General features: G+C 70.1%; 19 protein-coding genes. 9 read left to right on the top strand and 10 right to left on the bottom strand.

Annotated elements, in window-relative coordinates:
- Positions 1-38: 38 nt before the first annotated feature.
- The 8 genes from LX83_RS29660 to dnaA form a co-directional block, all read right to left on the bottom strand.
- Positions 39-926: a DUF3566 domain-containing protein gene (locus LX83_RS29660; protein WP_253777500.1), complete on the bottom strand. Its 888-nt coding sequence runs from the start codon at positions 924-926 to the stop codon at positions 39-41.
- Positions 927-1,038: 112 nt separating this feature from the next.
- Complete coding sequence (gene gyrA / locus LX83_RS29655; RefSeq protein WP_253777305.1) at positions 1,039-3,597, bottom strand: DNA gyrase subunit A; 2,559 nt, start codon at positions 3,595-3,597, stop codon at positions 1,039-1,041.
- A 120-nt stretch (positions 3,598-3,717) separates the two neighbouring features.
- Positions 3,718-5,688 carry a DNA topoisomerase (ATP-hydrolyzing) subunit B gene (gyrB, locus tag LX83_RS29650; protein ID WP_253777304.1) on the bottom strand — a complete coding sequence of 657 codons (1,971 nt, stop codon included), beginning with the start codon at positions 5,686-5,688 and terminating at the stop codon, positions 3,718-3,720.
- Between the two features lie 302 nt (positions 5,689-5,990).
- Positions 5,991-6,518 carry a DUF721 domain-containing protein gene (locus LX83_RS29645; RefSeq protein WP_253777303.1) on the bottom strand — a complete coding sequence of 176 codons (528 nt, stop codon included), beginning with the start codon at positions 6,516-6,518 and terminating at the stop codon, positions 5,991-5,993.
- Between the two features lie 154 nt (positions 6,519-6,672).
- Positions 6,673-7,827, bottom strand: a complete 1,155-nt coding sequence (recF, locus tag LX83_RS29640) for a DNA replication/repair protein RecF (protein ID WP_253777302.1) — start codon at positions 7,825-7,827, stop codon at positions 6,673-6,675.
- Between the two features lie 13 nt (positions 7,828-7,840).
- Positions 7,841-8,878: a phosphogluconate dehydrogenase (NAD(+)-dependent, decarboxylating) gene (gene gnd, locus LX83_RS29635; RefSeq protein ID WP_301329157.1), complete on the bottom strand. Its 1,038-nt coding sequence runs from the start codon at positions 8,876-8,878 to the stop codon at positions 7,841-7,843.
- A complete protein-coding gene (gene dnaN, locus LX83_RS29630; RefSeq protein WP_253777300.1) occupies positions 8,871-10,004 on the bottom strand; it encodes a DNA polymerase III subunit beta in 1,134 nt (377 codons plus the stop codon). The genes gnd and dnaN overlap by 8 nt, the downstream gene beginning before the upstream one ends.
- 984 nt (positions 10,005-10,988) lie before the next feature.
- The gene (gene dnaA / locus LX83_RS29625; protein ID WP_253777297.1) at positions 10,989-12,722 is read right to left on the bottom strand and encodes a chromosomal replication initiator protein DnaA; all 1,734 of its coding nucleotides are present in this window, start codon (positions 12,720-12,722) and stop codon (positions 10,989-10,991) included.
- Between the two features lie 498 nt (positions 12,723-13,220).
- Between dnaA and rpmH the strand changes: the two genes are divergently transcribed.
- The 8 genes from rpmH to LX83_RS29585 all read left to right on the top strand — a co-directional run bounded on the left by rpmH (position 13,221) and on the right by LX83_RS29585 (position 20,242).
- Positions 13,221-13,364 (top strand): 50S ribosomal protein L34, encoded by a 144-nt coding sequence (gene rpmH, locus LX83_RS29620; protein ID WP_253777295.1) that lies wholly within the window; start codon positions 13,221-13,223, stop codon positions 13,362-13,364.
- A gap of 13 nt (positions 13,365-13,377) precedes the next feature.
- Positions 13,378-13,839 carry a ribonuclease P protein component gene (gene rnpA / locus LX83_RS29615; RefSeq protein ID WP_253777293.1) on the top strand — a complete coding sequence of 154 codons (462 nt, stop codon included), beginning with the start codon at positions 13,378-13,380 and terminating at the stop codon, positions 13,837-13,839.
- Complete coding sequence (yidD, locus tag LX83_RS29610; RefSeq protein ID WP_253777291.1) at positions 13,836-14,150, top strand: membrane protein insertion efficiency factor YidD; 315 nt, start codon at positions 13,836-13,838, stop codon at positions 14,148-14,150. Before rnpA ends, yidD begins: the two co-directional genes overlap by 4 nt.
- Positions 14,151-14,154: 4 nt before the next feature.
- On the top strand, positions 14,155-15,285 hold the full coding sequence (gene yidC, locus LX83_RS29605; RefSeq protein ID WP_253777289.1) for a membrane protein insertase YidC: 1,131 nt from the start codon (positions 14,155-14,157) through the stop codon (positions 15,283-15,285).
- A 28-nt stretch (positions 15,286-15,313) separates the two neighbouring features.
- Entirely contained in the window at positions 15,314-15,859 is a 546-nt protein-coding gene (locus LX83_RS29600) for a Jag family protein (protein ID WP_253777287.1), read from the top strand.
- A gap of 1,610 nt (positions 15,860-17,469) precedes the next feature.
- The gene (rsmG, locus tag LX83_RS29595; protein WP_253777285.1) at positions 17,470-18,180 is read left to right on the top strand and encodes a 16S rRNA (guanine(527)-N(7))-methyltransferase RsmG; all 711 of its coding nucleotides are present in this window, start codon (positions 17,470-17,472) and stop codon (positions 18,178-18,180) included.
- Complete coding sequence (locus LX83_RS29590) at positions 18,177-19,250, top strand: ParA family protein (protein WP_301329127.1); 1,074 nt, start codon at positions 18,177-18,179, stop codon at positions 19,248-19,250. The genes rsmG and LX83_RS29590 overlap by 4 nt, the downstream gene beginning before the upstream one ends.
- Positions 19,247-20,242, top strand: a complete 996-nt coding sequence (locus LX83_RS29585) for a ParB/RepB/Spo0J family partition protein (RefSeq protein ID WP_253777283.1) — start codon at positions 19,247-19,249, stop codon at positions 20,240-20,242. Before LX83_RS29590 ends, LX83_RS29585 begins: the two co-directional genes overlap by 4 nt.
- Before the next feature lie 192 nt (positions 20,243-20,434).
- Here LX83_RS29585 and LX83_RS29580 read toward each other — a convergent pair whose 3' ends face one another.
- On the bottom strand, positions 20,435-21,385 hold the full coding sequence (locus LX83_RS29580; protein WP_253777281.1) for a D-alanine--D-alanine ligase family protein: 951 nt from the start codon (positions 21,383-21,385) through the stop codon (positions 20,435-20,437).
- A 202-nt stretch (positions 21,386-21,587) separates the two neighbouring features.
- A complete protein-coding gene (locus LX83_RS29575; protein ID WP_253777494.1) occupies positions 21,588-22,889 on the bottom strand; it encodes an aminotransferase-like domain-containing protein in 1,302 nt (433 codons plus the stop codon).
- Positions 22,890-23,498: 609 nt separating this feature from the next.
- Between LX83_RS29575 and LX83_RS29570 the strand changes: the two genes are divergently transcribed.
- On the top strand, positions 23,499-24,128 hold the full coding sequence (locus LX83_RS29570) for a GNAT family N-acetyltransferase (RefSeq protein ID WP_253777279.1): 630 nt from the start codon (positions 23,499-23,501) through the stop codon (positions 24,126-24,128).
- The last annotated feature ends 132 nt before the right edge of the window (positions 24,129-24,260 follow it).

Below are 24,260 nucleotides of genomic sequence, written 5' to 3'. Positions count from 1 at the left end.
GCCCGGAGGAAAAACCCCTGGTCGTGGTCATTCTGGTGTTACTCACGTTCCGACAGGGTGATCTCCAACCCACCCGCCAGGTCGGCGGAGACGTTGTAGATGAACGCGGCGACCGTGGCCAGCGCGGTCATCAGCACGATGTTCACCGCGCCGATGATGGCGGCCACCCCGAACACCCGGCCGGCACTGATCAGCGGTTCGCTGTCGGCGCTGGCACCGCCCTGCACCAGGTCGTCGTAGGTGCCGTTGAGCTGCTCCCACACGCCCATGCCGTTCAGCACGCCGTAGAGCACGCCCACGGCCACCAGCCACACGAAGAACAGCGCGATGCTGAGCACCAGGGCCAGCTTCAGCACCGACCACGGGTCGATCCGCTTGACCTGGAGGCTGGCCCGCCTCGGCCCCCGGCCGGGCCGCCGCGAACCGGGCGCGCTCGGCCGGCCACTGCCGCCGGCCGAGGCCGCCCCCAGGTTCACCGAGGTGCGCGCGGCCGCCGTGGGCGTGCCGCCGCCGGCCGACGCCGCGCCGGCCGGGGTCAGGCTGGGACTGACCACCCCGGTCACCGCCGGGCGGGCCACCGTCACCACGGTCTGCTCGTCGGCGGCGGGAAAGCCGACCGGTTGGCCCTGCGGCTCGGGCCCGGCCTCACCACCGTGCTGGTGGTGCTGGTGTTCCTGCAGGTGCTGGGCGTCGCTGGGCACCCGCTGCCACGGCGGCAGCGGCGCCGGGGCCTCATACCCCCCGTCACCGCCGCCGGCACCGGTCGCCTGGCCGGTGCCCGGGTCCGCGCTCCCGGCGCCGCCCGGTCCGGTGGCTGCCTGTCCAGCGGTGCCAGCCCCCGGGCTGGCCGGTGCGACGACGGTGGCCTCCGCCGTCGTCGCACCGGTGCCGGACTGCGCCGGCTCGGCCCCATCCCGCCGTGTCATCGCCGCGGTCGGGTCGCCCTGCCCGGCCTTGGCGTCGGAACGTTCCGTGTTCTCCGGTGGGTTCACGAGCGGTCCTTAGAGCTTGTCGTCCAGGCTTACTTGGCTGACTGCGTTAGTTGGCCGACTCCGCGCCGTCCGAGCCTGTGCCGTTCGCCCCGGTCCCGGGTGACTCCGGGCGGCTCGACTCGGAGTCCACCGAGTCGGAGACGTCTGTGGCCTCGTCCGCGTTGCGTGCGACAGCGACAAGGGTGTTCCTCTCGCCGAGGTTCATCAGGCGAACCCCCTTGGTCTGCCGGCCGGCCTTGCGCACCTCCTTGGCGCTGGTCCTGATGACCCCGCCGGTCGAGGTGATCGCGTACAGCTCGTCGTCGAGGTCGACGATGAGCGCGCCCACCAGCCTGCCACGTCGGCGGTCGTGCTGAATGGTCAGCACGCCCTTGCCGCCCCGTCCCTGCACCGGGTAGTCCTCGATCGGCGTGCGCTTTGCGTAACCGCCGTCGGTGGCCACCAGGACGAACTTCCCCTCCTGGACGACACCCATGGACAGCAGTTCGTCACCGGGGTTGAACCGCATGCCCAGCACACCCGAGGTAGCCCGCCCCATCGGGCGCAGTGCCTCGTCGGTCGCGTGGAACCGGATGGACTGCCCATCGGCGGAGACCAGCAGCAGGTCGTCGTCCGGCCCGCACAGCACCGCGCCGACCAGCTCGTCGTCCTCGCGCAGGTTGATGCCGATCAGTCCGCCCGAGCGGTTGGAGTCGAAGTCGCTCAGCCGCGACTTCTTCACCAGTCCGCTGCGCGTGGCCAGCACCAGGTACGGGGCGGCCTCGTAGTCCTTGATCTGGATGACCTGGGCGATGTGCTCGTCGGGCTGGAAGGCCAGCAGGTTGGCCACGTGCTGGCCGCGCGCGGCCCTGGTGGCCTCGGGCAGCTCGTAGGCCTTGGCCCGGTAGACCCGGCCCTTGTTGGTGAAGAACAGGATCCAGTCGTGGGTGGAGCACACGAAGAAGTGCGCCACGATGTCGTCCTGCTTGAGCTGCGCGCCCTGCACGCCCTTGCCGCCGCGCTTCTGCGCCCGGTACAGGTCGGTCTTGGTCCGCTTGGCGTAGCCGGTGCGGGTGATCGTGACGACCACGTCCTCGACCGCGATCAGGTCCTCGATGGAGACCTCGCCGTCGTAGGGGATGATCTTGGTGCGCCGCTCGTCGCCGTGCTTGTCCACGATCGCCATCAGCTCGTCGCGCACGATCCTGCGCTGGCGTTCCGGCGTGTCCAGGATGTTCTGCAGGTCGGCGATGGTGCGCTCGATCTCGGCCAGCTCGTCGACGATCTTCTGCCGCTCCAGCGCGGCCAGCCGGCGCAGCTGCATCTCCAGGATGGCGTTGGCCTGCGCCTCGTCCACGTCCAGCAGCGCGATCAGGCCCCGGCGCGAGTCGTCCACCGTGGGCGAGCGGCGGATCAGCGCGATGACCTCGTCCAGCTGGTCCAGCGCCTTGACCAGACCGCGCAGGATGTGGGCGCGCTCCTCGGCCTTGCGCAGCCGGTAGCGGGTGCGCCGGACGATCACCTCGACCTGGTGCTTGACGTAGTGCCGGACGATCTGGTCCAGCCGCAGCGTGCGCGGCACCTGGTCGACCAGGGCCAGCATGTTCACGCCGAAGTTCTGCTGCAGCTGGGTGTGCTTGTACAGGTTGTTCAGCACGACCTTGGCGACCGCGTCCCGCTTGAGCGTGACCACGATCCGCATGCCGCTGCGCTTGTTGGACTCGTCGGCCACGTCGGCGATGCCGGTGAGCTTGCCGTCGCGCACCAGCGCGGCGATGTTCTCCACCAGGTTGTCCGGGTTGACCTGGAACGGCAGCTCGGTGACGACCAGGATGACCCGGCCCTTGGCGTCCTCCTCGACCTCGACCACCGCGCGCATCCGGATGGAGCCGCGGCCGGTGCGGTAGGCCTCCTCGATGCCCGAGGTGCCCAGGATCAGCGCGCCGGTCGGGAAGTCCGGGCCCTTGACCCGCTGGAGCAGCGCGGCCAGGGTCTCCTCCTCGGAGGCCTCCCAGTTCTCCAGCGCCCAGACCACGCCCTCGGCCACCTCGCGCAGGTTGTGCGGGGGGATGTTGGTGGCCATCCCGACCGCGATCCCGCTGCCGCCGTTGACCAGCAGGTTGGGCACCCGGGACGGCAGAACGTCGGGCTCGTCGGTCTTGCCGTCGTAGTTGGGCGAGAAGTCGACGGTCTCCTCGTCGATGTCCTGCAGCATGGCGGTGGCCAGCGGCGCCATCCGGGCCTCGGTGTAGCGCATGGCCGCGGCCGGGTCGTTGCCGGGCGAGCCGAAGTTGCCCTGGCCGTCGACCAGCTGGTAGCGCATGGACCACGACTGGGCCAGGCGCACCAGGGCGTCGTAGATCGACGCGTCGCCGTGCGGGTGGTAGTTGCCCATCACGTCGCCGACGATGCGCGAGCACTTCACGTAGCTGCGCTCCGGCCGCAGCCCGGTGTCGTGCATGGAGTAGAGCACCCGCCGGTGCACCGGCTTGAGCCCGTCGCGGACATCCGGCAGTGCGCGGCTCACGATCACGCTCATCGCGTAGTCGATGTACGAGCGCTGCATCTCCTGCTGGATCTCGACAGGCTCGATCCGCTCGCTCCCTGGGGGCAGCGTCTCAGTCACGAGGAGATTCCTTTCAAGCCGTTGACGGGTCGCCGTGCCGCCGCACGTCGGGCCCGCGGTCACCCACAACGACGCGCCGTGGTCGCGGGGTCAGGAGCAGATGACGTCCGATCGCGCCGATCAGACGTCGAGGAAGCGGACGTCCTTGGCGTTGCGGGTGATGAACGAGCGGCGGGACTCCACGTCCTCGCCCATCAGCACGCTGAACAGTTCGTCGGCGGTGGCCGCGTCGTCCAGGGTGACCTGGAGCAGCAGGCGGTGCGCCGGGTCCATGGTGGTCTCCCACAGCTCCTCGGCGTTCATCTCGCCCAGACCCTTGTACCGCTGGATGCCGTCGTCCTTGTTGATCTTCCGGCCGGCCGCGAGCCCCTGCGCGATCAGCCCGTCGCGCTCCCGGTCGGAGTAGGCGTACTCCGGCTCGGAGCGCTGCCACTTGATCTTGTACAGCGGCGGCTGGGCCAGGTAGACGTGCCCGTGCTCGATGAGCGGGCGCATGAACCGGAACAGCAGGGTGAGCAGCAGGGTGCGGATGTGCTGGCCGTCCACGTCGGCGTCGGCCATCAGCACGATCTTGTGGTAGCGCAGCTTGCTGATGTCGAACTCGTCGTGGATGCCGGTGCCCAGCGCGGTGATCAGGCTCTGCACCTCGGTGTTCTTGAGCACCCGGTCGAGCCTGGCCTTCTCCACGTTGATGATCTTGCCGCGGATCGGCAGGATGGCCTGGAACCGCGACTCGCGGCCCTCCTTGGCCGAGCCGCCCGCGGAGTCGCCCTCCACGATGTACAGCTCGCACTCGGCCGGGTCGGAGGAGCGGCAGTCCTTGAGCTTGCCCGGCAGGTTGCCGATCTCCAGCGCGCTCTTGCGGCGCACCAGGTCCTTGGCCTTGCGCGCGGCGATGCGGGCCTGCGCCGAGGACACCGCCTTGGTGACGATGGCCTTGGCCTCGGCCGGGTTGCGCTCGAACCAGTCGGCCAGCCACTCGTTGCAGGTGGTCTGCACGAACGACTTGGCCTCGCTGTTGCCCAGCTTGGTCTTGGTCTGGCCCTCGAACTGCGGTTCCTTGAGCTTGACCGACACGATCGCGGCCAGGCCCTCGCGCACGTCGTCGCCGGTGAGGTTGCTGTCCTTCTCCTTGAGCAGCTTCTTCTCGCGCGCGTAGGCGTTGACCACCCTGGTCAGCGCGGACCGGAAGCCCTCCTCGTGGGTGCCGCCCTCGTGCGTGTTGATGGTGTTGGCGAAGGTGTAGACCGAGGGGGTGTAGCCGGAGTTCCACTGCATGGCCACCTCGACCTCGATGCCGTCGCCCTTGGCCTCGAAGGCGATGACCTTGCGGTGCACGGCCTCCCGGGTGGCGTTGATGTGCTGGACGAAGTCCTCCAGCCCACCCGGGTAGTGGAAGACCCGGTCCTTGATCTGCGCGGTGTTGCCGTCGGCGTCGGCCTCGTCCGCGCCCTCGCGCACCCGCTCGTCGCGCAGCACGATGGTCAGCCCCTTGTTGAGGAAGGCCATCTCCTGCAGCCGGCGGGCCACGGTCTCGGCGTTGTAGATGGTGGTCTCGAAGATCTCCGGGTCGGCCCAGTAGGTGATCGTGGTGCCGGTCTTGCGGGTGGGCTCACCCCTGGTCAGCTCGGTGGCCGGCTTGGAGTGCTCGTAGCGCTGGCGCCACACGTAGCCGCTCTGGCAGATCTCCACGTCCAGCCGCACGGACAGCGCGTTCACCACGGACACGCCCACGCCGTGTAGACCACCGGAGACCGCGTAGGCGCCGCTGTCGAACTTGCCGCCGGCGTGCAGGGTGGTCAGCACCACCTCGACGGCCGGCTTCTTCTCCACCGGGTGCATGTCGACCGGGATGCCCCGGCCGTCGTCGATGACCTGGATACCGCCGTCGGCCCGCAGGATCACCTCGACCCTGGTGGCGTGGCCGGCCATGGCCTCGTCGACGGCGTTGTCCACGACCTCCCAGATCAGGTGGTGCAGACCCCGCTCACCGGTGGAACCGATGTACATGCCGGGCCGCTTGCGGACCGCCTCAAGTCCTTCGAGAACGGTGATGGACGACGCGCTGTATTCGTTCTTCTGAGCTGCCACGGGCCGGGTGTCTCCTCGCCTAGCGAACGCTGACGGTCACGCTTCTCCAGATTCTACTTGCCCGCACCGTCAGGATGGGCACAAGGACACCTCTAGATTGCTCGCAGACGGGCCGAACGAAGTGTGCATGTGTCGGTTCGCCCAGGGCCACCTTCTCGTTGGACTGGTGCACGTACAGCGCCCCACACGATCGAGTCTGCCGGCCCGAAGCCGGCGGTGCGCCCCGCACCGGCCAGAACGAGCCTACGCGCGCCAGGCGGCCGGAAACCGGCCCGGACCGGCCGATCCACCAGCTGGACCAGTCAGCCGTAGGTGTCGCGCGGCCCCCGGCCGGGGATGTGCCTCGGGCCGTAGCGCCAGCTCGGCGCGGCCGGTCCCTGCACCCGCAGCCGCTTGACCACGCCGTCACCCACGCCCGCGGCGATCCGGGCCAGCAGCTGGCGCTGCAGCAGTCGCAACTGGGTGGCCCAGGCGGTGGAGTCGGCCTGCACGGTCAGCTCGCCGTCGCGCAGCGCGACCGGGCGGGCGTGCTCGGCCACGTTGGCGCCGACCAGACCGGTCCACCGGGCGAACACCTGACCACCGGCCAGCCGGTCCACCCACCCGCGCTCGGTGGCCATGCGCGCGGCCAGCCGGCCCAGCGGCTGGGGGTCGCGCTCGTCCGGCCGCGCCCCCGACCAGCTGCGGCGGCGCCGGCGCACCCCGCCGCCGGCCGCACCGGCCCGCCGGGCACCACCCGGCGCGCGGCCCCGCTCCTTGGCGGCGGCACGGGCCGCCTCCAGGGCCGCCCTGGCCAGGTCCGACCCGCGCAGCTGCGCCCCGCCGTCCACGCCGTCGCGAACCGACTGGTCGGTATGTTTCGCCGGCTGTCGTTCCCCTGACCGGGAAACAGTGGGCCTTATGGCTGCTTTGCCCGTTTTCTCCTGCGGAGAAGTGACGAAGTTATCCACACAATCCACAGGGTTATCCCCAGGCCACGCCGAACTAGCGGACACGGCGCACCTCACCCTCGTGCACGTCGTAGCGGGCACCGGCGAGTTCCTCGGGCACGTCCTCGGCGACCGCCGCGGTGACCAGCACCTGCTCGGCGTCGGCCGCCACCTTGGCCAGCCGCTGCCGACGCCGCCGGTCCAGCTCGGCGAACACGTCGTCGAGCACCAGCACCGGCTCGGTCCCGTCCGCGCGCAGCAACTGGTAGGCGGCCAGGCGCAGGGCCAGCGCGAACGACCAGGACTCACCGTGGCTGGCATACCCCTTGGCCGGGGCCTCACCCAGCACCAGGTCCACGTCGTCGCGGTGCGGCCCCACCAGGCAGACACCCCGCTCGATCTCCTGGGCACGCACCCGGGCCAGCTCGCCCAGCAGCGCCGCCTCCAGCAGCCCCACGTCGGCGCGGGCCCCGCCCGGCTGGCCCAGCCCCGGCGGTAACGCCTCGCCCAGACTGGACCGGTAGCCGATGCGCACCGGCCGGGACTCCGGCGCGACCTCGGCATAGGCGCTGGCCACGTGCGGGGCCAGGTCGGTGACCAGGTCCAGCCGGGCCGCCAGCAGCTCGGCGCCGTGCCTGGCCAGGTGCCCGTCCCACACGTCCAGCGTGCGGATGTCCCCGCTGCCGCCGGCCCGCCGCGCCGCGCCGGCCGTCTTCAGCAGGGCACTGCGCTGCTTGAGCACCCGGTCGTAGTCGGCGCGCACCCCGGCGAACCGCGGCGCGCGCAGCACCAGCAGCTCGTCCACGAACCGCCGCCGCTCCCCCGGGTCGCCCCGGACCAGGGCCAGGTCCTCGGGGGCGAACAGCACGGTGCGCAGGATGCCCAGCACGTCACGCGGCCGAGGCACCGGGCCCCGGTTGATCCGGGCCCGGTTGGCCCGGCCCGGGGTGATCTCCAACTCGACCAGCAGCTCGCGCCCCTCGTTGACCACGGCGGTGCGCACCACGGCCCGCTCGGCGCCGTGCCGCACCAGGGGAGCGTCCGTGGCCACCCGGTGCGAACCGAGGGTGGCCACGTACCCGATCGCCTCAACCAGGTTGGTCTTGCCCTGACCGTTCGCGCCGACCAGCACGCTCGCGCCCGGCTCGAACGCCACGTCCGCGTGCGGCCACGAGCGGAAGTCGCTGACCTGGAGATGCCTGACGAACACCGGGTACCGCGGGTCAGCCGGCCTGGGTGGAGCCGGCCCCGGAACTCGGCCCGGCCTGGTGCACGCCGTGTCCGCCGAACTGGTTGCGCAGCGCGGCGACCGCGCGCATGGCCGGCGAGTCCTCCTGGCGGGAGGCGAACCGGGCGAACAGCGCCGCCGAGATCACCGGCGCCGGCACCGCGTGGTTGACCGCCTCCTCCACGGTCCACCGCCCCTCGCCGGAGTCCTCCACGTAGCCGCGCAGGTCGTCCAGCTCCGGGTCGGACTCCAGCGCCCGCACCAGCAGGTCGAGCAGCCAGGACCGGACCACCGTGCCCCGCTGCCACGCCCGGATCACCGCGGGCACGTCGGTCACCAGGTCGGCGGCGTCGAGCAGCTCGAACCCCTCGGCGTAGGCCTGCATCAGGCCGTACTCGATGCCGTTGTGCACCATCTTGGCGAAGTGGCCGGCGCCGGCGGGGCCGGCGTGGGCGAAGCCCTCCTCGCGCGGGCCCTCCGGCCGCAGCGCGTCAAAGATCGGCATGGCCCGCTCGACCAGCTCGGCGTCACCGCCGACCATCAGCCCGTAGCCGTTCTCCAGGCCCCACACCCCACCGGACACCCCGCAGTCGAGGTAGCCGATCCGCCGGCCGCCCAGCAGCTCCGAGTTGATCTTGTCGTCGGTGTAGCGGGAGTTGCCGCCATCGATCACCAGGTCGCCGGGCGCCAGCAGGTCGGCGAGTTCGGCGATGGTCTGCCGGGTCGGCTCGCCGGCGGGAACCATCACCCACACCGTGCGCGGTGCCGCGAGCTTGTCGACCAGGTCCTGAAGCGAGGCCGCGTCGGTGACCTCGGGATTGCGGTCGTAACCGATCACCTCATGGCCGGCCCGGCGCAACCGCTCCCGCATGTTGAAGCCCATTTTGCCGAGGCCGACGAGTCCAAGCTGCACGTCGCTGTCCTCTCCGTTCGTGCGTGACCCACGTCCTCCCGTGGGTCGGTCGGCGGCCCACCGCTCTGCCGGTGCGCCGGTGGTCCCCGCACGGACCTGCCGCTGAGTCGGCTCAGCCAGGCAGGCGAACCGGCATCAGCAGGTACAGGTACCCGGGGGCCACACCGCCATCCTCGTCCACCGGCTTGAGCAGTGCCGGCCGACTGGGTGTGGTGAACGACAAGTGGGCCCGGTCGGTGCGCAGCGCGCCCAGCCCGTCGAGCAGGTAGCTCGGGTTGAACGCGATGGTCACCGGCTCGCCGGTGTACTCGACCTGCAGCTCCTCCTCGGCGCTGCCCTCGTCGTCACCGCCGGCGGACAGCCGCAGCACCGAGTCCACGAACTCCAGCCGGACCTGGGTGCCGCGCTCGGCCACCAGGGAGACGCGCTTGATCGCCTCGACCATGGGCGCGACGTCGATCACGGCTGCCCCGCTGTGCTCGCTGGGCAGCAGCTGGCGGTACTTGGGGAAGTCGGCGTCGAGCAGCCGGCTGGTGGTGCGCCGGCCGGAGCCGGCCAGGCCGAGCAGCCCGTCGCCCTCGGCCAGGGACAGCTCCACCCGGCTCCCGGACGTGCCCAGCGTCTTGGCCGCCTCGGCCAGGGTGCGCGCCGGCACCAGCACGGCCGTGTCGCCCACCTCGCCAGACGGCTCCCACGGGAACTCCCGCATGGCCAGCCGGAACCGGTCGGTGGCCACCAGGGTGAGCTTGCCCTCACCGATCTCCAGCCGGACACCGGTCAGCATCGGCAGCGTGTCGTCCTTGCCCGCGGCCACCGCGACCTGGCCCACGGCCGAGGCGAACACCTCACCGGGCAGCTCGCCGGCGAACTGCGGCATGGCGGGCAGCTGCGGGTAGTCCTCCACCGGCATGGTGGGCAGGCTGAACCGGGCGCTGCCGCAGGTGATGGCCATCCGGGCGCCCTCGACCGAGATCTCCACCGGGTGGTTGGGCAGCGCCTTGGTGATGTCGGCGAGCAGCCGACCGGACACCAGGGTCCGCCCGCCGTCGGCGATGGCCGCCGGCACGTCGACCGTGGCGGAGACCTCGTAGTCGAACCCGGACACGGTCAGCGCGTCGGTGGGTTCACCGGAACCGGCATCGAGCAGCACCCCACCGAGAACCGGAACCGGCGGCCGGGACGGCAGGCTGCGCGCGACCCAGGCGACGGCGTCGGCGAGACCGTCGCGCTCGACGCGGATCTTCATGGGGCGTCCTTTCCAGGGTCGACACGACCCACGAGAGGAGGTCGGCTTGGCGCGATGTGTGTGGTGCGGCTTACGCGTCGGCGGTGCGGTGCGGGAGGGCCTGGAGTGGCCGTGCGAACGACCGGCGCTCGAACGCGGCCGTTCCACCGTAGAGCGTCCGCCGGGACAGCGTCACCCCGGGGCCCGTGCTCCGGCCTGTCGACGCGACCGCCGGCCGGCGCGGTTGTCCCCAACTTCGGCCGCCCCCTGTTTTTGTTCTTTTCATCCCCTTGAAGAGAAAGGCAGTCGTAGTAGTAGGGGCTGTGGATTGTGGGGATAACTCGCGTTCGCGCTGCTCACACCGGTTGATCACCTGTGGACCACCTGGGGGTGGATCCGGTGGATAAGTGGATGGGGCTGTGGAGAAGTAGCGGGCTGCTCCGTTTGGTCCACAGGTTCGCCCAGTTGTCCACAGCGCGATCCCCAGGTGTGGGCCGGGTTGTCCCCAAGTCATCCCCACCGGATCGGCTGACTTTTCTCAGCACAGGGCAGGGCTGTGGATAACGGCCCGCCAGAAAAGTTGACGGTCGGAGCGGGAGTTTCTGCCGCCGCGCGCGTCCCGGGGTGAGCCGTGTCGTGGGGCGGTCCGGCCCGAGATGCGGGGGCGGGACGGCCTGGGCGCGGGCCGAGCGCCCGCTCGGGGCGGGGCGGACCCGGCCGGCGGGCGGTGGGATCGGTCGGCGCCGGGCACCGGGCGGACGGGTTTTGCCGGGGCGGGCCGGGACCGGGCGGGGGTGTCAGAAAAGGCCGGCGCGCGCCCGGGAAGTTTCTCAGCGTCGGCGGCGTGCCGGGCGCGCGGGTCGGAGAGAAAGCATCCCGCGATTCCGGGCGGGTGGGAAGCCCCCGGGCCGGCGACCGGTCGGGGTGGCGAACGGCCGGCCAGGACGTGTCCTGACCGGCCGTGGCAGCGGGGTGGCGGCTGGGCGCTTCAGCGCCGGGGGTGCGTCAGAGCATGGCGCGGGCGCGCTGCTTTATCCGCGAGGTCAGCTCCTGCACCTGGTCGTATATCCGGCGGCGCTCCGCCATCTCCTTGCGGATCTTCTTGTCCGCGTACATCACCGTGGTGTGGTCCCGGCCGCCGAAGGTCTGCCCGATCTTGGGCAGCGACAGGTCGGTCAGCTCCCGGCACAGGTACATGGAGATCTGCCTGGCCTGGGCGAGCGCCTTGGTCTTGCCGGGGCCGCACAGGTCGTCGATGGTCACCTGGAAGAACTCCGCGGTCACCGCCATGATCGTCGGCGCGGTGATCTCCGGCGCGTGCGAGTCCGGGATCAGGTCCCGCAGCACGATCTCGGCCAGCTGCACGTCCACCGGCTGCCGGTTCAGCGACGCGAACGCGGTCACCCGGATCAGCGCGCCCTCCAGCTCGCGGATGTTGCGCTCGATGCGGGCGGCGATGAACTCCAGCACCTCGGCCGGCGCGGCCAGCCGGTCCTGCGCGGCCTTCTTGCGCAGGATGGCGATCCGGGTCTCCAGCTCGGGCGGCTGGATGTCGGTGATCAGGCCCCACTCGAACCGGGTGCGCAGCCGGTCCTCCAGGGTCTCCAGCCGCTTGGGCGGCCGGTCCGAGGACACCACGATCTGCTTGTTCGAGTTGTGCAGGGTGTTGAAGGTGTGGAAGAACTCCTCCTGGGTGCCTTCCTTGCCCTCCAGGAACTGGATGTCGTCGACGAGCAGCACGTCGATGTCCCGGTAGCGGCGCTGGAAGGCCACCTTGCGGTCGTCCCGCAGGGAGTTGATGAAGTCGTTGGTGAACTCCTCGGTGGACACGTACCGCACCCGCATGCCCGGGAACAGCCGCTGCGCGTAGTGCCCGACCGCGTGCAGCAGGTGCGTCTTGCCCAGCCCGGACTCGCCCCAGATGAACAGCGGGTTGTAGGCGCGGGCCGGTGCCTCGGCCACCGCGACCGCGGCGGCGTGCGCGAACCGGTTGGACGCGCCGATCACGAACGTGTCGAAGTTGTACTTCTCGTTCAGCCGGGTCTGCGCGGTCGGCGGGTTGGCCGGCCGGGTGAACGGCGTGTCTCCGGGGGGCGAGGAGGCACCGCCGCCGGGTGGCGGCGCGGCACCGCCCGTGCTGCGACCGAAGGTGGGCCATATCTCGTTGACGGTGGCCATCACCTCGTGGTCCTCGTCCACCTCGTCCTCGGTCTCGGCACCGCCGTCGGCCACCGGCAGGGTGGCGGGCGTGGTGGGGACGTCGAGGCCGGGCGGCAGCGGGATGGCCGGGTGGGTCGGCGGGTCCTCCGCGCGCATCGCCGGGTGGGCCGGGCGCTGCGGATAACCGGGATGGGGTGGTGGCGGGTGGCCGCCGGGCGCGCCCACCATGCCCGGGCCGCCGAAGCGCATCGGCATGCCGGACGCGGGGCCGGGACCAGGACCGGGGTTCGCCGGCGCGGCCGGGCTGACCGGCGGCTCCATCGAGTCGACCTTCACGGCCAGCGAGACCGGCCGGCCGAGTCGGCGGGACAGGGCAGCGGTGATGGGATCGCGCAGGGACCGCTCGATGGCTTCCTTGGCGAAGTCGTTCGGCGCGGCGAGTAGGGCGATGTCGTTGAGCAGGCCGATCGGGCGGGTGAGCCCCATCCATCCCCGTTGCTGCGGGGACAGTTTGCCAGCGGCCAGCTCCTGTACAACCTGATCCCACACGAGACCCAGATCGGTCTGGTGGTCGGACACCTCTGCGTTCCCCTCCCCTCGTCGCACTTGGTCCACGGTTGCGTGGCCGAGTCGTGGCGTCCATGATCGCCGACAACTCGGTGACGTGGACACCGAACGGTAGAGGTATCCACAGAGTTGTCCACAACTGTGCACGAAGGTACGCCAAGGCAGCGGGGAGCCCCCCGTGGGCCTGACGTACCCAGCCCCGGGTCCGCCCCTCCCCCGGGGTGAGGACCGTGGAGGCAGCACGCTAACAAGGGCTGGCGCTTGTCACAAGACGACCCAGGCCAACCATCGGGTGGAACACCACGTTCGGTCGGGTGGTGGCGGGGAACACCGTGGGTGGTGGGGACCCCGATTTGAATCGCACACCGGACGCTGCGTACCCTCGAACGGTCTCCCGCTGGCTGCGGGCCCGTTTGGCGTGCCCTGCGGCGTTCGTTCTGCCTCGTGCTGAATGCTGGTTGGGGACAAAACCATAGACCTGCTTGGTAGTGAGCACCGGGAGAGCCGACCGTGAGCAAGGGCAAGCGCACCTTCCAACCGAACAACCGCCGTCGCGCCAAGACCCACGGGTTCCGGCTGCGCATGCGGACCCGTGCCGGACGGGCCATCCTGGCGGCTCGTCGGCGCAAGGGCCGCGAGTCCCTGTCGGCCTGATCGCCTCACCGCCGTGCTTCCCGCGGCTGCCCGGCTCACCCGCAGCCAGGACTTCGACCTGGTGGTTCGCAAGGGCCGCCGTGCTGGACGGCCTCGGCTCGTGGTCCACGCGCTGACCGCCCCGGCTGTGCCGGGGACCGAGGCGGCTGGGCCAGGCACGGCGGACGGGACGAGACCGCACGACACGCGACGCGACGACACGCCCACCCTGGACGGTCCATCGACCAGGGTGGGCTTCGTCGTGAGCAAGGCCGTGGGCAACGCCGTGATCCGGCACCGAGTGGCCAGGAAACTGCGTCACCTGATGCGGGACCGGCTCGACGCACTGCCGCCGGGCACCCGCCTGGTGGTGCGGGCGCTGCCGGCCGCGGCCACATCAACCAGCGCCGAACTCGGCGCCGACCTGGACGGGGTGTTCCGCCGGCTGCGGCTGCTCGCCCCGCCAGCACAGATCGAACAGGGCGGTGCGAGGTGAGCGAGACAGGCAGTGACGCACGTCCCCGGCCAGGGCCGGCGGCGTGGTTATTGCTGCTGCCGGTGCGCGTGTACCGCCGGCTGATCTCGCCGCTGCTGCCCCCCACCTGTCGTTTCCACCCCAGCTGCAGCGCGTATGCGGTGGAGGCGTTGACCGTGCACGGGGCGCTGCGCGGGAGCTGGCTGACCGTGCGCCGGCTGGCCCGCTGCGGCCCCTGGCACCCTGGAGGCCTGGACCCCGTTCCCCCGAGGCGTACGCGCGACGACTCCGGGACGCCGGACAGTTTCCCCCGCACCTCTGCCGAGGAGTAGTTACGTGCTCGATTTCATCTACTACCCGGTGTCCTTCATCCTCTGGTGTTGGCACTGGGTGTTCGGACACATCTTCGGCGATTCCAGTGGTATCGCCTGGGCGTTGTCCGTGATCTTCCTGGTCTTCACGCTGCGCGCCCTGCTGTTCAAGCCGTTCGTCGGCCAGGTCCGGTCGATGCGGAAGATGCAGGAGTTCCAGCCGGAGATCAAGAAGCTCCAGAAGAAGTACGCGAACGACCGGCAGAAGCTCGCGCAGGAGATGCAGAAGCTGCAGGCGCAGCACGGGGTCAACCCGTTGGGCGGCTGCCTGCCGATGCTGGTGCAGATCCCGGTGTTCATCGGTCTGTTCCACGTGCTGCGGTCGTTCCGGCCCGGCTGGGGTGAGGTCTACTTCTTCGACGCGCAGGGCGTGGAGTCGTTCGTCAACGCCAAGCTGTTCGGCGCGAACCTCTCGACCTACATCGGCATGAACGCGGAGGACCTGGCGAAGTTCGGCACCGATCGGCTGGACGTCGTCCTGGTGTCCATCCCGCTGATGATCGTGGCCAGCATCGCGACGCACTTCACCGCGCGGCACTCGGTGGCCAGGCAGACCGAGGCGGCCGCGGGCAACCCGCAGACCGCGATCATGAACAAGCTGACCATGTACATCTTCCCGCTGGGTGTGCTGGTCGGTGGCGCGTTCTTCCCCGTCGCGATCCTGCTCTACTGGCTGAGCAACAACGGGTGGACGCTGTTCCAGCAGCGCGTGGTGTACAGCCGGATCGACCGCGAGGAAGACGCCAAGAAGCAGGCGGTCGTGACCCAGCGCCAGGCGCTCGCGCCCAAGCCCGGTCAGAAGCCGGTGCAGACCAGGACCAAGAAGCCGACGTCCGGTGGATCTACTTCGGCGACCTCGGCGCCCGCGTCCCCGACCGCCGAGACCGGGACCGGTGCGGCGGGCAAGCGCGCCGGGGGCCAGGCCCAGAAGCCCGCGGACAAGGCTGGTGCGTCCGACAACGCGTCGAGCGGCGACGCGGCCAAGCAGCCCAAGGGATCGGCCGGTGGGCAGACCGGCAAGACATCAGGTCAGATTGCCGGCCCGCAGGGGGCCCGTCCCCAGAGCAAGAAACAGGGCGACAAGAAGCGCCGCTGACACGGCGCCTCGACCCTGGAGAGGAGACATGGTGTCGGAGACGTTGCAGACGACCGGCGCGGAACCGAAGGACCAAGAAGTGGCGGCGGGCTCGGGCGAGGGCACTTCCGAGGACCTTCTGGTCCGGGAGGGCGACATTGCCGGGGACTACCTGGAGCGGCTGCTCGACCTGCTCGACTACGACGGCGACATCGACCTCGACGTGGAAGCCGGCCGTGCGGTGGTCAGCATCGACGGTGGCGACGACCTGGAGAAGTTGGTCGGCCAGCGCGGGGTCGTGCTGGAGTCGCTGCAGGAGTTGACCCGGCTGGCGGTGCAGCAGGAGACCGGTTCGCGCAGCCGGTTGATGCTGGACATCGCGCAGTGGCGGGCGAGCCGTCGCGCCGAACTCGCTGAGTTGGGCAAGCGGACGGCGGAGAAGGTGCTGGCGTCGGGTGAGCGGGTTCGCCTGCACCCGATGACGCCGTTCGAGCGCAAGGTGGTGCACGACGCCGTGGCGAGCGTCAAGGGCGTGCACAGCGAGAGCGAGGGCGAGGAACCGCAGCGGCGGGTTGTGGTCTTCCCGCAGCCGTGACCGCTGGCGCAGCGCGCCGGGGGCCTGTTTCACGTGAAACAGGCCCCCCTTTTTTGTGCCCTGACCAGCCCCGCCGGCCGAGGCGGCACCACGCCCGCCTCACCACGTTCCGCTCCCGTCCTGACCGCGCCACCGCACGCGCACTCCCAACCTCCTGATGCACCGCGTGGTGATAGCCCGCAGTGGCAGTACCGGAGCCTCCGATCCGCCGGCCGCATCCCGTGCTCCCACCCGCTGCTCCTGGCCGCGCTGAACCACCCGCTGCCCGTGGCCCAGCACACTGGCCGGTCGCGCCCGTCCCGATGACCTTGTCCCCGTCTCTCCCCGTCTCTCCCCGCCTTTCTCTGCCGCTCTTCGCCGCTCTCCCCCGCTCTCCGGCCGGGGTCACGCACGCCGCGCTCAGCTCGCCGATCCGATATCCCCACGATCACGCGAGCACCGCACGGGCGACTCTGGGCCGACGTCAGCGCGCGCCGACCGTACCGTCGGCCACCTGAGCAACGGCACGGGCGACCCTGTTGACCCGCTGCTCCCGGCAACCGGCACCAACCCGCGGTGGGCGGCCAGCAGCAGGCTCCCCGGCCGCGCCGTCCGCGCTCCCCCGACACAGGGCACCCAGCTCGTGCGGCACGGCCGTTCACCGCCAAGATCCTGCTCCGCGGCCCGCGCTCACTCCGGGCGCGGTGGGGTTTGGCGCCGGTCGCCAGTTGTCCACAGGCAGCCCGAGTTATCCACAGCCATGCTGTGCGCAGGTGTGTAGCACGGGAGTGCTGAGCCGGTCACGGCTCCGGGCGGCACGGACCACGCTGTTCATCCGGGTGCCCGCTCGCCGACACACATCAGCTCGGCCCGCCCGCGCCGATCCGTCCGCACCGGTGAGGTTTCACGTGAAACGAACTGGTGAGCGGCTGGTGTCTGACTCCCGGTTCCACCGCCCGCTCCGGCGAACCGCCGAGCAACGCGGCCCGCCGGGAGAACTGCGGATTCGGCCGCGTGACCTGGGGTTTGTCCGATCACCACCCGGCAATCGGTCGGCCGATGCGGAACCCCACGGCTCCCGCTTTCCTGTCCCCACAGGGGACGAACCTCCGAGTCCGACCGCGATGACACCGGCGCAAAAACAGCGGGCGGCCGACCCAGTACCGTGCCGCGGCTGGCGTCCCCCGAGCAGCCGCGCACCCGTCGTCCTGCCCCGTGGGGGGACCCCCAAGATCTACGTTACTGGGAATTGTGGACGCGATCGACAGTGTGGAAGACACCTGTGGATAACCCGGCCCCCTGTGGATAACTGCGGCTCGATCGGGTGACCCTGCAGGAGGAGAGCGGACCACGTCCGCCATGATGTAGTCGATCGTGGATTGCGCGGCGAACCGCCGCTCGAAGGCTGGGGGCCCACCGCGAGGACGCCGACAGGTGCATCGTCCCCACTGCGATCCCCCGGTCGACGCATCCCATTCCACGTCGCCGCCAGGTGCGCGACGGACTGGGGGCGGCGTCGGGACGATCGACCAGCACGTGGTTTCACGTGAAACCGCCCCTCGCGTCCAGCGGGGGCGAACAGCTCGGCAAGGAACTCACGTGGTTTCACGTGGAACATGAGGACGGAGAACATGACCGACTCAGGCGAAGTGGACCACCCGCTGGCCGTGCCCCCGGCGCCGGCGGCGGCTAGCGCCATTTTCGGGAATCAGCTCGACGGCGCGATCGCCTTTGCTCAACTCCTTGCCGAGCATGGGGTTGCCCGTGGTCTGATTGGGCCACGCGAGGTTGACCGGCTCTGGGACCGCCATCTACTCAATTCGGCTGTTATTGCCGAGTTGCTACCCCGGAACTGCCGGGTGGTGGACGTAGGCTCTGGAGCCGGACTGCCGGGAATCCCCTTGGCGCTCGCTCGGCCAGACTTGGAACTCACGCTCCTGGAGCCGATGGCTCGGCGGATCGCCTGGCTGAACGAGGTCGTGGCGGCACTCAACCTCAACGTGACAGTGCTCCGGGGACGTGCGGAGGAGGCCGATGTGCGTGAGCGGCTCAGTGGCAGTGATGTGGTGACCGCCCGCGCTGTCGCGCCGCTCGAACGCCTTGCCTCGTGGTGCCTTCCGCTACTCCGGCCCGGTGGTCTGTTGGTGGCACTCAAGGGAGCCAGTGCGGCAGAGGAGTTGGCCCGTGATGCTCCGGCACTCACACGGGCCGGTGGCGTCCGCCAGCAGGTCGTGACGTGTGGCAGTGAAGTGCTCGATCAGCCGACCACGGTCGTCCTGGTCGAGCGCGGCGAGTCGACCGAGCGTCGTGACGGCAGGCGGAGAAAGAGGAAGGATCGATGAGCGTGTACTCGGATCCGGCACACTCCGCAGGCGACTACACAACGAGCACAATCCCCGACGCGACCCGTGTTTCACGTGAAACAGCACCCCTCGACGCGGCGCCCGCCGGTGCTGTCGGTGCCGGCGAGGTGCTTCGCCCCATTAACCCGACAACCGACATAGTCACGGTAGACGCAGTGACGGCAGGAGACAGAGCCGTGTGGACCCCGATTGCCGAAGAGGCTGCACGCGCCACCCGCGTGTTGCACCCCGAATCCCTCCAGCTTCCCCGCCCTCGACACCGCCGCGTGATCACCGTGGCCAATCAGAAGGGGGGTGTTGGCAAGACGACAAGCACCGTGAACCTCGCCGCCGCGCTCGCCCTGCACGGGCTCAGGGTTCTGGTGATCGACCTGGACCCGCAGGGCAACGCCAGCACCGCGCTTGGCGTCGAGCACCGCTCGGGCACCCCTTCGGTCTACGAGGTGTTGATCGGTGAGCTGTCGCTGGCGGATGCCGCTGCCGTGTCCAGCCAGAGTGACAAGCTGTACTGCGTGCCGGCCACCATCGACCTGGCCGGTGCCGAGATCGAGCTGGTGTCCATGGTCGCCCGGGAGTCCCGGCTGAAGGAGGCGCTGAGTTCCGAGGCGCTGGACGAGATTCAGCCCGACTACGTCTTCATCGACTGCCCGCCCTCGCTGGGGCTGCTCACCGTGAACGCGATGGTGGCGGCCAAGGAGGTCCTGATCCCCATCCAGTGCGAGTACTACGCCCTGGAGGGGCTGGGGCAGTTGCTCCGCAACATCGAGCTGGTGCAGGCCCACCTGAACCCCACACTCAGCGTGTCCACCATCCTGCTCACAATGTATGACGGACGGACCAAACTCGCCGACCAGGTGACCAGCGAGGTGCGCGGCCACTTCGGCGACACGGTTCTCCGGACCGTGATCCCGCGGAGCGTCAAGGTTTCCGAGGCTCCCGGCTACGGACAGACCGTGTTGGCCTACGACCCAGGTTCACGCGGAGCCATGAGCTATCTCGACGCCGCTCGGGAAATCGCCGAATACGGTGCTGAGAAGGGGACAGAATGAATGGTCGCAGAGGGGGCCTCGGCCGAGGCATCGCCGCACTGATTCCCAGTGGTCCAACGCTGCCCACACCGGGTGGTGCGGTATCAGCCGCCGGTGCTGCTGGTGCTGCCGCGTCGGCCATCCAGAGTGTGGATGACGCTGGTCAGGTCGAGAACGGCGGCCAGATCGCTGGCGCCGTGTACCGGGAAATACCGATCACGTCGATCAGGCCGAACCCGAAGCAGCCCAGGGAGCACTTCGACGAGGAGGCTCTGGCCGAGCTGGAGCACTCGATCCGCGAGTTCGGTCTGATGCAGCCGATCGTGGTGCGCGAGGTGGATGCCGGCCGCTACGAACTCGTCATGGGCGAACGCCGCTGGCGGGCGTGCCAGCGGGCTCGGCTCGACGTGATCCCGGCGATCGTTCGACAGACCGACGACGACGCCATGCTTCGGGACGCCCTGTTGGAGAACATCCACCGGGTGCAGCTCAACCCACTCGAAGAAGCCGCCGCATACCAGCAGCTGCTCGACGAGTTCGGCGTCACGCACGAGGAGCTGGCCGCCCGGATCGGCCGCAGCCGTCCGGTGATCACCAACACCATCCGACTGCTCAAGCTCCCCCACCCGGTGCAGAACCGGGTGGCCACGGGCGTGTTGTCCGCCGGCCATGCCCGGGCACTGCTCGGGCTGGACGACCCGGGCATGCAGGAGGACCTGGCGACGCGCATCGTCGCTGAGGGACTCTCGGTCCGCTCGACCGAGGAAGCGGTCATCCTGGCCAAGTCAGCGGAACCGGCCAAGCCCAAGGCGGCACCCCGCAAGCCCATCCAGGCGCCCGGCCTTGACGACCTTGCGGAGCGGTTGTCCGATGCCTTTGACACGCGGGTCAAGGTGGAGCTGGGCCGACGCAAGGGCCGCATGGTGATCGAGTTCGGATCGGTGGACGATCTGGAACGCATCGTTCACCTGATGGCACCGGAAGCGGCAAATCGGACGCCGCACGGCGAGTAGTCCGCTATCGAGCCACTTACGTCACGGTGACAATCTCACTGGCATGACCGGTCGGGGCGGGTGCGCGCACAACATGCGGCGCCCGCCCCAACCATGTGGCCTCAGCACCGAGCCACGCCGAAAACGCCGGTCAGCCTTTGGCCGATTCCCGGTGATCCGTCCGCGGGCATGGGCCGGCACGGGTGGCCACGGTCAGATCGACCGGGCCACCGCACGATCGACAAGGCCGGCGTAGATCTCCCCGAGCGACCGACCGGACGCCTCCACCGCCATCGGCAGCAGCGAGGTCTCGGTCAGTCCGGGCGAGACGTTCACTTCCAGGAAGTGCACGGTGCCGTCCGGGGCGATCACCGCGTCAGTGCGGGAGACGTCCCGCAGCCCGAGCAGCCGGTGCGCTGACACGGCCAACTCGCTGACCGCCGCCGCCGTGGCCCGGTCCAGTCGAGCCGGGGCGTGGAAGTCGGTGAGCCCAGCCGTGTAACGGGCGGTGTAGTCGTACACACCGCTCTCCGGTCGGATCTCCACCGCGGGCAGCACCTCTGGCCCCTCCGGCCCGTCGATGACGGTGACCGCCACCTCGACACCCTCGATGAACCGCTCAGCCAACACGGTCTCGCCGTAGGCCAGGCATGCCACCATCGCCGCGGGCAGGGCCGCCGCGTCCCGAACCACCTGGGCGCCCAGCGCTGACCCGCCCTGGTCCGGCTTGAGCATCAACGGCAGCCCCAGGCTCTCCACCATGGCGTCGAGCACCGCCTGGGCCCCGAGTTCCCGGAACGTGGCATGGGGCAGGACCACCCAGTCGGGCGTGGCCAGGCCGGCTCGCGCCAACTCCGCCTTGGCCGTGGGCTTGTCCCAGGCGCGTCGACACGCCCGCGGATCGGTTCCGACGTACGGCACGCCGAGCATCTCCAGAACCGACTGGACCGAACCGTTCTCCCCGGCACCCCCGTGCAGCGCGATCACCACCGCGTCCGGCCGGTGTTCCCGCAGCCGGGTGAGGAGATTGGCGTCAGCGTCCCACTCGTCCACGGTCATCCCGACCCCGCGCAGGGCCGCGGACAACCGGCGACCGGACCGCAGGGACACCTCGCGTTCGTGCGACAACCCGCCCGCAAGCACCGCGACCCACTGATCCGACACCGTCACTCCTCACCATCGCCCGACTCGCCGTCACCGACGTCGTTGGCCCGACCCACTGTCACCCGGCGACCAACCGGGACCACAGCCTGTCAGAACGACAAGGCAACATAGCGACCGGCCGACAGGTCGACAAACAGCCAGCACCCAGCCGGGCCTCACCCGGACTGCCGGGACAACGCGAGAAGATCCGCGGGCGGCTGGATCACGCGGTGTTCGGTGACGGGGACTCCGGCCCGGAGACCTCCCGGCCGGCCATCGAGCCGAACGTGTTGTACAGCTCCAGTTCGTCGCCGAGCACGTTCGCCAGCCGACGGACACCTTCCCGGATGCGTTCCGGCGTGGGGTAGCAGTACGACAGGCGCATCTGCCGACTGCCCAGCCTGTCCGCGTAGAACCCGGTGCCGGACGCGTAGGCGACCCGTTGCGTCACCGCCCTCGGCAGCATCGCCTTGGTGTTCACGCCCTCGGGCACGGTCACCCAGACGTAGAAGCCGCCGTCCGGCTTGGTCCACGTGCACCCGGCCGGCATGTACTGGTCCAACGCGCTGAGCATGGCGTCCCGGCGTTCGCGGTACGCCTCGCGGTAGGTCTTGATCTGGCCCTTCCAGTCATGGGTGGCCAGATAGCGGGAGACCATCAGCTGGTTCATGGTCGGCGGGCACAGCGTGGCCGACTCGGCGGCCAGCACCAGCTTCTCGCGCACGGCATGCGGAGCCAGCACCCAGCCGACCCGCAGGCCGGACGCGAAGGTCTTCGAGAACGAGCCCAGGTAGACCACGTTGTCCGCGTCGAGTGAGCGCAGCGCCGGATAGATCTGGCCGTCAAACCCGAGCAGCCCGTACGGGTTGTCCTCCACGACCAACACGCCGTGCTGGGCGCAGATCTCCAGCACCTCGGCGCGCCGTTCGACCGCGAGGGTTACCCCGGCGGGGTTCTGGAAGTTGGGGATCGTGTACAGGAACTTGACCCGCCGGCCACTGGCCGCGACCGACGCCAGCGCTTCGCGCAGGGCCGACGGCACAAGTCCGTGCTCGTCCATGGTCACGTGCACAACCTGCGCCTGGTAGGCGGCGAACGAACCGAGAGCGCCGACATAGGACGGCCCCTCGGCGAGCACCACGTCACCGGGATCGCAGAAGATCCTGGTCACCATGTCCAGGGCCATCTGGGAACCGACGGTGACCACCACGTCGTCGGGGTGCGCGCTGATGCCCTCCAACGCCATGATCTCGCAGATCTGCTCGCGCAGCTCGGGGATGCCCTGGGCGGAGCCGTACTGCAGCGCGACCAGCCCGTCCTCGGCGATCAGCTGGCCGACCTCGGCGGACAGCGAGTCCAACGGCAGAGCGGCCAGGTAGGGCATGCCGCCGGCCAGGGACACCACCTCGGGACGGCTGGCCACGGAGAACAGCGCGCGGATCTCGGACGCGGTCATCCCGGCGGTGCGCTGGGCGTAGCGCCGCACGTGCGGGTCGAGGTTCTTGGCAGCCGGCTGGGCTGGCAGCGGCGCGGCAGTGTACCCCGGAACCTGAGCATCAGGACGGTCTTCACCCTGCTGAGGGGCCAGTTGTCCACAGGCCCCCGAGTTGTCCACAACTTCCGATCGAGTCCGGTTTTCCACCCCCGCCACCGATAGGCTGGACCCGGGGTCGCCCCCCAGGGAAGGGTGGGGGCTGGGCTCGTGGGGGTGCGGGGTAGCGGCGGAGTCAGGGGTGGCGGCTGCTGCGGGCGGGACGGGCGATGCGGAGGTCGCGTGGTCCGAGTGACCGGGTCGCGAACGATCAAGGCCGGGTGTCCCGCTAGGCATGGCGCACTCCGAGGAAGCAGTGGATCCGGTGCTACCGGCTGGAATCCCGAACGAGTGTAACCGTCGTCCCGATCGGGGCTGTGTCCTTCCAGTGCCGGCCGAGCCAGCTTATGCTTCGATGGGGATGCGTTCCCGGGCGGGAAAGTGGGCTGTCAAGAAGTCACGGCCGAGCCAGCAGTGGTCGCGGCCAGCAGTGGTCGAGGTCTGAGCGGTCAACCGCTGGAACGCCGAGACAGCACGACGGACACCACGCCCAGGACGACAGGTCCGGAAGCCAACGGCTGACAACTGTGCCGGGAGGTCGAGGTGTCGCGGCGCGTCGTGGGAGTCACACTCGACAACCTGCCACACCTGTCCAAGCACTGTCGGACGTGTGTGTACTGGGAACTCGCCCCCCACCTCAAACAGCAGGCCGAGGAGTTCGGCGACACCGAGTTCGAAAAGGAAGCCTGGGTGTCCAGCGTCCTGCTGGAATGGGGTTCCTGTGGTCGGATCATCTACAGCGACAGCATTCCGGCCGGCTCCGCCTTCTACGCTCCCCCGGCCGCGGTACCCCGCTCACTGGCCTTCCCCACCTCGCCGGTCAGCCCGGACGCGGTGCTGATGACCTCCGTCGAGGTGTTGCCCGAGTTCCGCGGTGGCGGACTGGGGCGGGTCCTGGTCCAGTCCGTCGCCAAGGACCTCACCCGGCGCGGGGTCAAAGCCGTGGAGGCGTTCGGCAACGCCAAGCCCGACGACCAGGCCGCCTGCGTCCTGCCGGTCGACTTCCTGCTCAGCGTGGGCTTCAAAACCGTGCGGCCGCACCCCCGCTGGCCTCGGCTCCGCCTGGAACTGCGCAGCGCCCTGTCCTGGAAGGAAGACGTCGAAGCCGCGCTGGAACGGCTGCTCGGCTCGGTGACCGTGAGCAGCACCGAACCCACCTTCCACCCGGCGTGACCGGCGCACCCGCACACCACGCGGGTCGGGTGGCACCCACGCACCGGGTTGACGCGCGAGCGGCGGCAGCGTGACGGGTCACTCGTCAGCGCGTGCCGCCACCCGGGCAAACCAGTGGGCGCGAAACGCGGA

Source organism: Goodfellowiella coeruleoviolacea (assembly GCF_024171785.1).
Classification (GTDB): domain Bacteria; phylum Actinomycetota; class Actinomycetes; order Mycobacteriales; family Pseudonocardiaceae; genus Goodfellowiella; species Goodfellowiella coeruleoviolacea.
The sequence above is the reverse complement of the archived record's forward strand: the minus strand, read 5'-3'. Positions and strand labels throughout refer to the sequence as shown.